We start from the raw sequence: 11,640 nt of genomic DNA, 5'->3' as shown, positions 1-11,640 counted from the left end.
TGCTCCTTCTTCGAAGGTCAGGTGCGCCACTCACGAGGGGGCCACGGACGCCGCGTCTCTCCACATTGCGTAGAGATCGTCTCCGCCAGGACGCACGGGCAGATACGCAATTTTGACCGATTGTTGCGACGGGGGCTTGCCGAGTTCGGCATAGACGGCTGCCGTTGACAGGCCATAAGGTTCGCCGTCCTCGTTGGAGTATGCAAAGGTTACTTCGCGGATGCCTGTCAGGTGCATGGCGGCAAGGCACATGGGGCAGGGTTGTCCGCTGGCATAGACCACGCAGCCGTCGAGGCGCGGACTACCGAGCAGCCGGCTCGCCGCGCGGATCGCCTGGAGTTCCGCATGGGCGGTCGGGTCATGCGTGGCGATGATCTCATTGACACCCGTAGCGATGACAGCGCCGTCCTTGACGAGGACGGCGCCGAAAGGTCTGCCGCCCTTGCGCACGTTCTCGCGCGCAAGCTCGACGGCCTCACAAAGAAAGCGTTCCGCATCAGCCATGTCGCTTCTCCCATTCTTGTACCGGCGAAAAAGGTGGCGTACCCGCCGTCGTTGGTTTTCGGAGCGGTCATCCTACCCCACACAGGCATCCGGCTAAAGCGCGCGGCGAAGCGGACCTCTTCCGAAGAAGCCCGAGCTTTTCCGGCCAGGGGCCTCCACGACTTGCTTTCGCGGGCGATAGAGCTATGGTGTGGGCATCATGTTCAAGCTCGTGAAACCTCTTCGCTTCATGGCGCACGCGGGCTGCCTCAAAGCAGGCGGGTAGGCCCCGGCGATCGGCTGGACCCTCGGGTCGCCGGTGCTCGGGGACATGAATTCTCATCAAGGCCATCCGTGAGCCGTCGCCGGTGCCGCTGGGCACATGGCGGTCCGTTTCCTGTGCACATGCCGCCGGAGAGGTTGGGGGATGCAGGGTGGAGATGTCCGTCCCTCTTCCCGTTGCAGTCGCCATCCTGGCATGGGCGCCTGCAAGCGCACGTCGATCCTGATTGAACACTCGACGATGATCGATCCGCATTCCAAGCGATCTTGCCGGGGCTTGAGGCCCTGTGGAGGACATCATGATCAGGCAAGAGAACCTTCCGCCCGTCACGATCTCGGCTGGCGATTATGACCGCTTGGCGTTTCTTGCATCGTTCGGCTTGAACAATCCGCAGGACCGCGCTGCGGCTGCGATGCTGGCAAACGAGCTGATCCGAGCGACCGTTCTACCGTCACGGGCCGTTCCACCCTCCGTCGTCAGAATGCACTCGCATGTGGAGTTCCGAGACGACGTTACCTGGGATGTCCGGCGTGCGGCACTCGTCTATCCGGACGAGGTCGATGGCGAGCCGGGCCGGATTTCCGTTCTGTCGCCGGAAGGTGCGGCGCTGATCGGCCTTAGTGGCGGGCAGTCGATGATGTGGTGGGCACCCAGCGGATGGCGCAGCCTGACGCTGTTGCGTGTTCTCGGCCAGCCGCAGGGGTGGACCACCGAACTGCGCAAGCGAGTCCCATGACGTTCTTTCGGACGGCGTCACCATCCGGCGATGCCGACGGAGCCGTCCATACACTAGCCGATACGCGAACGGAGTACTGCAAATGCTGAGCCAAACGCTATTTTCCATTGTGATGATCCTGGGATGCTTGCTAGCCTATCAGGCAGTTATCCGTTCGGGCACTTTGCGGCATCCTGACGACAACACTCCGCGATGACGGACGCCGAACGATCATGACCGGTACGATCTTTGGTCTACCGTCCCATGGCGTAAAGGCGCATCATGCATTAACATTGCGACGGACATCTCATCGAGCGACCTAGCGATAGCTCACGGCTGCGGATGGTAGCCTATCCTGTCGCCCGGACGCAGACTGGATCGCGGAAGGGTAGCCAGACATGCTATTGTCGCTCCTCGCTACGCAGCCGGTGTGGCTGTCCAGCATCCTGCTGGTCGGCATGATGTCGCTTGTCGCGATGATCGGTCCGGTTGTCGTGCGTCGGCGTGTCGCCTTAAACCGATTGCGTCGCAACAATGAGGTTGCCGGTTTCCTGTTTGCCACGATCGGCGTGCTCTATGCGGTATTGTTGGGCTTCGCCGTGATCAGCGCGTGGGAGAAGTTCAGTGACGCCGAGAACATCGTGGCCCAAGAGGCAGCCGCCGTTGCTACGCTCTACCGCCTGGCAGAGGGGATCGGAGGAGACCCTGGCATGGCACTCCGCGCCGGCCTCGACCGGTATATCAAAGCGGCCGTTGCGGAAGACTGGCCCGCCATGGAGCACGGGGAAGGCAGCCATGCTGTGACAGAGACACTGAGTGCGACCTACAGGGCACTGCTTACGTTCGCGCCTAGCGATAGTCGCGGGGCTGCCTTGCTGGAGGAAGCCCTCCATCAACTCGATACGGTCACCCAGAACCGTCGAACGAGGCTCGTCATGGCTCCCGGCATCATTCCTCGCGTGCTCTGGTTCGTGCTGTCCGGTGGCGCGGTCGTGACGATCGGCTTCACGCTATTTTTCGGGACCGAGAGCCTCCGCGTTCAGGTGATCATGACAGCCATTCTGTCATTTCTGATCTTCTCAGGATTGCTGATCATCACTGCGATCGATCGCCCCTTTGCTGGGACCGTGAAGGTTCGCCCGGACGCTCTTCTGGCTCTGCTGGAGGACTTCCGCGCCGCAGCTCCGCCGCAGCCGCCCTCGCGGTAGCGTCCATCATCTAGAGCAGCGGACGCAAAAGTGGGAACCGGTTTTGCGTGAAAAGATGCTCAACAGCATAGGCTTAGAGCATCGGACGTGAGTTCGATTTCACGTCCGATGCTCTAGCGCGGTTTGTGCCGGTATTCTTTATCGGATCGGGGTAGTGAGCGGCGGACATCCGTGGAGGGGCTGATCCGGGCGGGGCTTTGTCTGACGGCTCAACTCGGTTAGGCAGTGAGCGAAATACGTCGCCGCCGGTGTCAGTGGGACGTCGGGCCGGGTCAATAAGAGCAGCTCCATGTCACAGGGATGGAGCTGGGTTCCCTCGACCACAACCAGCCCGCGCGATTCAGGATGCCCGAGCAGAGGTTCCGGGACAAGGCTCGCCACATCGGAGTTGCGGATCAATGTCAAACCCGCCAGTGTTTCGCAGAGGACTACACGGGATGGTGCCGATACGCCGGCGAGGGCAAACATGGCGGCCATTCGACCCTGCTGATCGCCGGACATCGGTTGAGTGTGCACCCACTCCAGAGCGGCTAAGGCCTGCGCCGTCGGCTTCTTTAGGACAGGATGTCCTTCCCGCACCACGATGCGCTGTCGGGCCTGGTAGATGCAAACGCGATTATAATCGTCGTTCGTCAGTTCCCCGAAATCGGCCGCCACGGCGGCAAAATCGAGTGTTCCATCGCGTAAGCGTGGGAGCACCCGGGCCATGAGCCCTTCAATTAGTTGAACTTCGACCTTCTGGTAGCGCTGGCGGAACCGGTTGAAGGCACCGCCCAGCGCAGTCAACGTCAGGTAGGGCGTGATTCCAACACGAATGGTTCCGCAATCCTCGCCGCCCGCCTGACGAAGATCTTCGTGTGCGAGTGCGATCTGACGCGTGATCAGGCGTGCCCGGGCCAAGAGACGTTCTCCGGCTTCCGTCAGATCGACCCCGCGCGAATGTCGCAGTAGGAGAGGGGTGTGCACTTCCTCTTCAAGGAGCCGCATGGATTTGGTCACCGCTGCCTGCGAGAGGCTAAGATGTCGTGCAGCAGCCCGAATGCCGCCCTGCTCGACCACAGCAACCAACACCTGCAATTGCTGCAACTTCATAATATCTTGTCCCGTATCGAGCGACAACGCTTTGTGTAGACTTTTGGCTAAGAGCCGAATTAGACGCTCTTGCCGGGTCAGAAAGATAGAACCCACTTCCAGGGTAAATATCTCTTGCCCAATGTGAATTTGATACGCGTCGCCGTTGGCGGCAAGAAGACCAAAAGTCGTCACGACCAACATTTTTTGTCTTATGGCTGTCGGCCGACATTTCTAAGATTTCCGGCAGAACAGCGCAGTAGGAGCTCGCGAGCAACGAGGTCTGCTGCATCCATTCGCCAGTTCCATGCTCACGATTTCGACCCCATCCACAAAGAGCCGATACCAGAGGCCCGGGAGGACTGCCAATGAACCGACACGATATCATCCCGCTCGGCCAGGGAGCTGCCGGACACCCGCAAGTGCGGCTCGCAGCCGCTCGCGCTGCCGAGCGAGTTCCGGCCAAGGTGATCGCCGCAACCGTCGCAGGCAATGCGCTCGAGTTCTACGATTTCATCACCTATGCGTTCTTCGCCGTTTACATCGGCCGGACCTTCTTTCCGGCAACCGACCCTTTTACGAGCCTCCTGCTGTCCGTCGCCGTGTTCGGCGTCGGATTCGTCTCGCGGCCTCTCGGTGGGGTCTTGATCGGCGCCTATGCCGATCGGGCGGGTCGCAAGCCGGCGATGTTACTCACGATCTTGTTCATTACGGTCGGCACGCTGGGCCTCGCCTTGACCCCTTCCTATGAAGCGATCGGACTTACGGCACCGATCGTCGTCGTGCTCTGCCGCCTCGTGCAGGGCCTCGCCCTCGGTGGAGAGGTCGGCCCCGCAACGGCCTTCCTGGCCGAGATCGCCCCACCGCAGCAGCGAGGGTTCTATGTGAGCTGGCAGCTCGCAAGTCAGGGCATCGCGGCACTCGTGGCGGGGATGACCGGCATGGCCATGTCACTGATCCTGCCTCAGGAGCAGCTCGGAGCCTGGGGCTGGCGCGTTCCGTTCCTGCTCTGCCTGCTATTGATTCCGATCGGCATCTATCTGCGGCGCGACATGCCGGAGACGCTGGAGACCGGTCATTCGGGGACGGCGCCAGAGCGCGTCAAGGTGCGGGCCCATAGCAAGCTGATCACAATCGCCGTGCTGGTGATCATGGGAGGCACAGTCTCGACCTATGTCGCCAACTACATGACGACCTACGCGATCGCGACGCTCAAGTTTCCTCCTTCCATCGCCCTTGCGGCGACCGTGGTGGGGGGAGGTGCGGTGCTGGTCTGTTCACTGCTCGGGGGCTGGCTCGCGGACCGCTTCGGAAGACGTCCGGTGATGTTGTGGCCCCGCATCATTATCGCGATTGCCACATGGCCGCTCTTCCTGTGGCTGACGAACGCACCCTCCATCACGACGCTCTTTCTGGCATCGGCTTTTCTGGGAGGGATGGCATCGATCGGCGGAGCGGCTTCCTTCGCGGCCATTCCCGAGCTGTTGCCCCGCTCCGTTCGTGCGACTGGCCTGTCCATCGCCTATGCGATCGGCGTCTCGCTCTTCGGCGGCACGACCCAGTTCATCGTCACCTACCTGATCGGAGCAACGGGCGATCCAACGTCGCCGGCGTGGTACGTGACGTTGACAAGCATTGTGACGGCTTTGGCTATTGGATTGCTGCCGGAGAGCCGTGGACGGGCTCTGGAGAGCTGAGATGCTGGCTCGCCCCGCATCCATGCCGGGCGAAGCCAATTCCGATTTCGTGTTACTTGGATGATCTTCATGTCGACTCCCGCAAATGGCTCCTCTTTTCTGTCCCGCACTGATCTGACGGAGATTATCGAGTGGCGGCGTCAGCTCCACCGCATGCCGGAGCTGTCCGGTGAGGAAGAGAGGACGGCTCGCGAGGTCTGCGCGTTTCTGGCGCAGACGGAGCCCGATGGAGTAATGACCGGATTGGGAGGGCATGGTGTCGCGATGATCTATCGCGGGCTCGAGCCCGGACCGACGATTTTGTTCCGGTCCGAACTGGATGCCCTGCCGATCGATGAGGTCTCGGAAGTTCCCCATCGGTCCACCGTACCGGGCAAGGCCCATCTCTGCGGGCACGACGGGCACATGGCGATCCTGGCGGCTTTGGCGCGCGGCCTCGGGAGACAACGCCCGCTCCGAGGCCGGGTGGTGCTGATGTTCCAGCCTGCCGAAGAGAATGGATCGGGAGCCGCCGCCGTCGTGCGTGATTCCCGCTACAGAGAGATCGCGCCCGATCTCGCGTTCTCATGCCACAACATGCCGGGTATCCCGCTCGGCCAGGTCGCGCTCGCCGAGGGTCCGGTGAACTGTGCGTCGAGGGGGATGCGCATCAGGCTCCTGGGCAAGACCGCGCATGCCTCTCAGCCCGAGACCGGAAACTCACCGATGGCCGCCGTGGCAAGCCTGATGCCGGCCCTCACGGCTCTCGGAAAGGGCGAGCGGATGGACCGGTCGTTCACCATGGTCACGGTGACGCACGCGAAGATGGGCGAGCCCGCTTTCGGAATTGCGCCCGGCTGTGCGGAGATCTGGATAACGCTGCGGACCCTGACGGACGACCGGATGGCCGGTTTGTGCGCACAGGCCGAGAATTTGGCGTATCGCATCGCGGACAAAATGAATCTTCGCGTCGAGCTCGATTATGATGACGTATTCGACATGGTGGAGAACGCATCGGCGGCGGTTGCCCATCTGCGCCGTGCACTCGATGCGGAGGGAATCCCACACGACTCCGGTCATCTGCCTCTGCGGGGGTCGGAGGATTTCGGGCGTTTCGGGCAGAGCGCCCCTGCCGCCATGTTCTTTCTCGGTGCAGGTGAGAACCACCCACGCCTTCACAACCCCGATTACGACTTTCCCGACGGCCTGATCGAAATCGGCTCCCGCGTGTTCATGCGGACTGTTCGCCATCTCCTCGGATGATCATCATTCCATATCCTGGCGCATCGTGCGGACCCGGCGGGCCGCGCTAGCGAAAAGTGGACCCGGTATTGGCTGACCCGGCCCTTCGGGTCCGCTCAAACGCTGTGCTCATCTCAGAAGGGAGCATCGGATCGATCCAAAAGTGCAAGTCCACTCTTCACGTCCGATGCTCTAAGTGCCCAAAGGAACGATTATGAACGCGACCGTAACGGCAATTTCTGCCATGCTCACCGAGCTGACGGATTGGCGCCGCGACCTTCACCGGCATCCGGAGCTGATGTACGATCTGCCACGAACGGCCGGCATGGTCGCCGCACGGCTTCGTGAATTTGAGCTCGATGAGGTTACCGAGGGGGTTGGAGGATCGGGTATCCTGGGCATCCTGCATGGTATCGGCGGACCGGCGCACGCGGCCGAAAAGCGCGTCCTGTTCCGCGCGGATATGGATGCTCTCCCAATGACGGAGGCGACGGCCGTTGCACATGCCTCTACGGTCGCTGGACGCATGCATGCCTGCGGTCACGACGGCCACACCGTCATGCTGCTCGGCGCCGCTCGCCACCTGGCAGAGACACGCGCCTTCGACGGCACGCTCGTCTTTTGCTTCCAGCCCGCCGAAGAGGGAGGTGCGGGCGCGCAGGCGATGATCGATGACGGCATGCTGGATCGCTTTCCTGTCAAAGCGGCCTATGCGCTGCACAATTGGCCGGGAATGCCGTTGGGCCAATTCGGCGTGGTGCGTGGCCCGGCCATGGCATCGGCGGACGGAGTGCTTATCACGGTGGCGGGAACGGGAGGTCACGCCGCTCAGCCTCACAAGACCCGCGATGCGATTGTCGCTGCGGGCCATATCATCTGTGCGGTTCAAACCATCGTCTCACGAGCCCTCGACCCGCTTGAGACGGCTGTGGTCTCCATAACATCCATTCATGGCGGCGATGCCTGGAACGTTATTCCTGACAAGGTCGAGATGCGCTGCAACATCCGGACCTTCTCAGAAGCTGCCTCCTCGATCATCCATGAGGAATTGCGGCGCATCTGCGCGCGGACGGCTGAGGCGTTCGGAACCACGGTCGAGATCAGCCGCCCGCCGCTGACGCCTTATCCGCCCCTGATCAATCATCATGCCGAAACGGAAATTGCCATCGACGCCATGCGAGCCGTCGCAGGTGCAGAGAATACGAACGTCATGATCAGGCCCCAGATGGGATCCGAGGATTTCGCCTTCGTCCTGCGCCGGGTGCCCGGTGCCTACATCTTCGTCGGCAACGGCGACAGCGCTCCGGTTCACAACCCATCTTACGATTTCAACGATGAAGCGATTCCTTATGGGGTCTCGTACTGGGTCGAGCTGGCGAACCGTGTCCTGCCGCGGGAGGCTTGAGCGGCAGGCCGCACATACCGACGAACCGAGACGGTAGAATAAGAGGTTCGATCACTTATCGATCGGGGTGAAGCTTCATTGATCCTGCTTTCCGACGAGTTCGTTCAGCAACTCCTGCCGCCGTGCTCGTCCGACGATCCAGCGGTGAAATTCCCGTGCACCGTTCTTGTTGAAGACCGGACCGTTCCACGCAAGGAAGTAGGGAGATGATAGCCGAAGCTTCTGAGGGAAGGGCGCAGCGAGCCGGCCCGCGCGCAAATCCTCGGCTATCATGGCACATTGGCCTAGGGTAAAGCCGCGTCCCTCGACTGCCGCCTCGATGGCAACACTGGAGAGTGAAAACACGAATGAATGGCGCAGGCCGTTACAACCGACGCCGAGCTGCTTCAGCCAATCCTGCCATGTCGGCGGCGACGGGAATTGAGGCTGCCAGTCGATGCTCAGAAGAGGATAGGCCAGGAGATCGGCCGGCGTCTTCAGCGGAGGACCGGACTCCAGCAGCTTGGGGCTGCAGACGGGAATGACGCTGTCGGTGAACAGCATGACCGAGCTGTCGTAATTCCTCACGCGATCGCCATAAGTGATGCGGAAATCCGTACAATCCTCCTCCAGCCGCGGTTCGAGGTGAGTTCCCTCCAAATGGACGCTCAGGTCCGGGAAACTGTGCTGCCATTCGAAAATAAGGGTCGCTAGCCACTTGCTGGCGAGCGAGGGAAGGGCACTGATGACGAGGCCGCTCGACCAGCGGGCGCGCTCGATCTCCGCCTGGGCCCGGCGGAACTCCTCGAAACCCTTCGTGATCGTTCTGTAGTACCGCTTTCCGATGTCGGTCAGCGCCAGACTGGTTGTGCTCCGGACGACGAGCTGCAGGCCAAGCTTTTCCTCCAGGAGCCGGATTTGCTGGCTTACGGCGCCGGGCGAAACGTTCAGCTCTCGGGAAGCCTTGGTCATGTTCCCGCAACGACCGACGGCCTCGAAAGCCTGGAGCGCACGAAGAGGGGGCAATTCGGCCATTCGCATCACCGGATCGAAGTGCCGGACGGCACCATATCGACATTCTAGTCTTTAGCTTTTCTAAAAACAATCTCAGCGGGCGCCCGGTTGTGGGTGCGTTCTCCCACGTTCATTCTCGGTGACGCAGCAAGGGTTCAGTCCAAAGGGAAGACGTCGCGATGTTTCTTAGGAATTCTTGGTACGTAGCCGCATGGGACCACGAGGTCACCCGCTCTTTGCAACCGGTCGAGATGTTGGGCGAGAAGATTGTCCTCTACCGCAAGGAGAATGGCGAGCCGGCCGCGCTCGAGGATGCCTGTCCTCACCGGAAGCTCCCGCTCTCCATGGGACGCCTGAAAGGCGATCAGGTCGAATGCGGTTATCACGGACTGACTTTCGATTGCACCGGCACCTGCACACGCGTGCCAGGTGCGGAGCGTGTCCCCCACATCGCCCGGGTCCGCAGCTACCCCATCGTGGAGCGCTATGGATTGCTCTGGGTCTGGATGGGACGGCCGGAACTCGCCGATCCGGCGACGATCTTCCAGGTCGAGCATTGGGGGAATCCGACCTGGGGCGTCAACCGTGGCGAGTCCATGGTCATCGATTGCAATTATCTCTACATGACCGACAATCTCCTGGACCCGTCCCATGTCGCCTGGGTTCATCAATCGTCGTTCGGAAGCTCAGCCTGCGAGGAGGCGCCGCTCCAGACTGAAGTGACCAGCGACGGCGTCATCGTCTCGCGCTGGATGATGGACGTGGAGGTCGCCCCCTTCTACGCCAAATTCGTGAAGTTCAGAGGGAACAGCGACCGCAAACAGCATTACGAGGTCAGATTCCCGAGCCATGCCATCATCAAGGCAATCTTCACGCCCGCAGGCACAGGTGGCTCCGACGGGCCGCTGCATGAAGACGTGTTCCTGATGGACTCGTACAACTTCATGACGCCCGTCGATGAAAACAGAACGCGATACTTCTGGTTCCAAATGCGCAATTTCGATGCAGACAATGAGGAAACGTCGCGCGAGTTCGCCAAGTCGGTGCGCGGTGCCTTCGAGGAGGATCGAGTCGTCCTGACGGCCGTCCACGAAGGCATGGCGAGTAAACGTACGCCCAACCTCGACCTCCAGATCGATGCGGGTCCACTGCGCTTTCGCAAGCGCCTCAGTCAGCTAATCAGCGCAGAGGCCGAGCAGCCAATGGCTGCTGAATAGGTTCACCAGCGTTCCGGCCATGGAGGGCGCAACCGTGCCTTCCGTGGCCGCTCGGCCCCCGATCATCCCTTCATACCTGACCGATCCGATGAATCCTGAACCGACAGAGACGTCCTTCTCCAACTACAAGATCGTCGCAAAGCGCCGCGAAAGCGAAACGATTATGTCTCTTGAACTGACCCCCGTATGTGGGTCGGCCATCAGACCATTCATCCCCGGACAGTTCATCGTCATGCGCTTGCCGGACCCAAGCGGTTCCGGGAACTTGCTCCGTCACTACAGTATCTCCAGCAGTTGCAGGCTCACACATCGATTCCGAATTAGCGTGAAACGCGAAATGCCGCCGCCACATCTGCCGGACGCCCCGGAGGGGGTGGGATCCAGCTATCTTCATAACGCGGAGATCGGAACCGTCGTGTCGCTCCATGGGCCGCGCGGCGAATTCTGCCTCGATCGTACAAGCCTCCGGCCGGTCGTTCTTTTGAGCGGGGGCGTCGGCCTGACGCCGGTGGTCAGTATGCTGCACGAGCTCGCATCCGATACCGAAAGGCCGGTGTTCTTCGTCCATGCCTGCGAGAACGGCAGGGTTCACGCTCTGAGAGACGAGGTCCTCGCTCTGGCTTCAAGCCGTTCCGGCATCAGGATTCACTTTTGCTATCGTGTGCCGACGGACGCGGATGAGGCCGCCGGAGCATACGATAGCAAGGGCCTGATCACGAAGGAGACACTGCAGGCGCTCCTGCCACTGGACGATTATGACGTCTATATGTGCGGCCCGGCTGGCTTCATGCAGGCGAACTACTCGCTGCTTCGCGGACTCGGTATTCCAAAGCAGCGCATTCATTACGAGTTTTTCGGACCGGCCACGGTTCTCGCCACTGACGACGAGCGCCCGTCCCCTGCAGAGACGACCATTCCCAATACCAGGCCTTCTCCCGCGCCTGACCCTGCTCAGAAAGACGAAAGTGCAGAAGTAACCGTGAGTTTCAACGGTTCTGCTGCGCCCATACCTTGGCCGGATGGTGCCCGATCGCTCCTGGAACTTGCCGAATCCGTGGGCCTTGAGCCGCCTTTCAGTTGTCGTGCTGGTGTCTGCAGCACGTGTACCAGCCGCCTCCTCAGCGGCGAAATCGAATACTTCGAGGAACCGCTGACGCCGCCCGGTCCCGGCGAGGTGCTCCTGTGCTGCTCCAGGCCGGTAACATCCCTCGAGATCGCTTTTCCTTGAATGTGCAGGCGTGACGTCCAAGCCCGCGGGCGTCGCAACTTCGAATATGGGCGGTTTGAGGAGCAGATACCGGTCACAATCAGCGAAGTAGAAATCAACAAGAAGACAGTTCATCCGAA

Annotated in this window: 10 protein-coding genes; 7 read left to right on the top strand and 3 right to left on the bottom strand. The window is 61.1% G+C overall.

What is annotated here, in order from left to right:
• Positions 1-30: 30 nt before the first annotated feature.
• Entirely contained in the window at positions 31-504 is a 474-nt protein-coding gene (locus tag AB8841_RS07835) for a nucleoside deaminase (protein WP_370435220.1), read from the bottom strand.
• A 560-nt stretch (positions 505-1,064) separates the two neighbouring features.
• On the opposite strand from AB8841_RS07835, the gene AB8841_RS07830 reads away from it, so the two are divergent.
• Positions 1,065-1,502, top strand: coding sequence for a GreA/GreB family elongation factor (locus tag AB8841_RS07830; protein WP_370435219.1), 438 nt, complete (start codon positions 1,065-1,067; stop codon positions 1,500-1,502).
• Between the two features lie 377 nt (positions 1,503-1,879).
• Positions 1,880-2,689, top strand: coding sequence for a hypothetical protein (locus tag AB8841_RS07825; protein WP_370435218.1), 810 nt, complete (start codon positions 1,880-1,882; stop codon positions 2,687-2,689).
• Between the two features lie 138 nt (positions 2,690-2,827).
• Here the strand turns inward: AB8841_RS07825 and AB8841_RS07820 are convergent, their stop codons facing one another.
• Positions 2,828-3,964 carry a LysR family transcriptional regulator gene (locus tag AB8841_RS07820; RefSeq protein ID WP_370435217.1) on the bottom strand — a complete coding sequence of 379 codons (1,137 nt, stop codon included), beginning with the start codon at positions 3,962-3,964 and terminating at the stop codon, positions 2,828-2,830.
• Positions 3,965-4,128: 164 nt separating this feature from the next.
• On the opposite strand from AB8841_RS07820, the gene AB8841_RS07815 reads away from it, so the two are divergent.
• The 3 genes from AB8841_RS07815 to AB8841_RS07805 all read left to right on the top strand — a co-directional run bounded on the left by AB8841_RS07815 (position 4,129) and on the right by AB8841_RS07805 (position 8,083).
• Positions 4,129-5,457 carry an MFS transporter gene (locus tag AB8841_RS07815; RefSeq protein ID WP_370435216.1) on the top strand — a complete coding sequence of 443 codons (1,329 nt, stop codon included), beginning with the start codon at positions 4,129-4,131 and terminating at the stop codon, positions 5,455-5,457.
• A 69-nt stretch (positions 5,458-5,526) separates the two neighbouring features.
• Positions 5,527-6,699, top strand: a complete 1,173-nt coding sequence (locus tag AB8841_RS07810; RefSeq protein ID WP_370435215.1) for an amidohydrolase — start codon at positions 5,527-5,529, stop codon at positions 6,697-6,699.
• A 193-nt stretch (positions 6,700-6,892) separates the two neighbouring features.
• The gene (locus AB8841_RS07805) at positions 6,893-8,083 is read left to right on the top strand and encodes a M20 aminoacylase family protein (protein WP_370435214.1); all 1,191 of its coding nucleotides are present in this window, start codon (positions 6,893-6,895) and stop codon (positions 8,081-8,083) included.
• 75 nt (positions 8,084-8,158) lie between these two features.
• Here the strand turns inward: AB8841_RS07805 and AB8841_RS07800 are convergent, their stop codons facing one another.
• Complete coding sequence (locus AB8841_RS07800; protein WP_370435213.1) at positions 8,159-9,097, bottom strand: LysR substrate-binding domain-containing protein; 939 nt, start codon at positions 9,095-9,097, stop codon at positions 8,159-8,161.
• Between the two features lie 158 nt (positions 9,098-9,255).
• On the opposite strand from AB8841_RS07800, the gene AB8841_RS07795 reads away from it, so the two are divergent.
• Together AB8841_RS07795 and AB8841_RS07790 are read left to right on the top strand one after the other, a co-directional pair.
• Positions 9,256-10,293, top strand: a complete 1,038-nt coding sequence (locus AB8841_RS07795) for a Rieske 2Fe-2S domain-containing protein (protein ID WP_370435212.1) — start codon at positions 9,256-9,258, stop codon at positions 10,291-10,293.
• A gap of 19 nt (positions 10,294-10,312) precedes the next feature.
• Complete coding sequence (locus AB8841_RS07790) at positions 10,313-11,521, top strand: 2Fe-2S iron-sulfur cluster-binding protein (protein WP_370435211.1); 1,209 nt, start codon at positions 10,313-10,315, stop codon at positions 11,519-11,521.
• The last annotated feature ends 119 nt before the right edge of the window (positions 11,522-11,640 follow it).

The sequence above is a fragment of the Microvirga sp. TS319 genome (genome assembly GCF_041276405.1).
GTDB lineage: Bacteria > Pseudomonadota > Alphaproteobacteria > Rhizobiales > Beijerinckiaceae > Microvirga.
The sequence above is the reverse complement of the archived record's forward strand: the minus strand, read 5'-3'. Positions and strand labels throughout refer to the sequence as shown.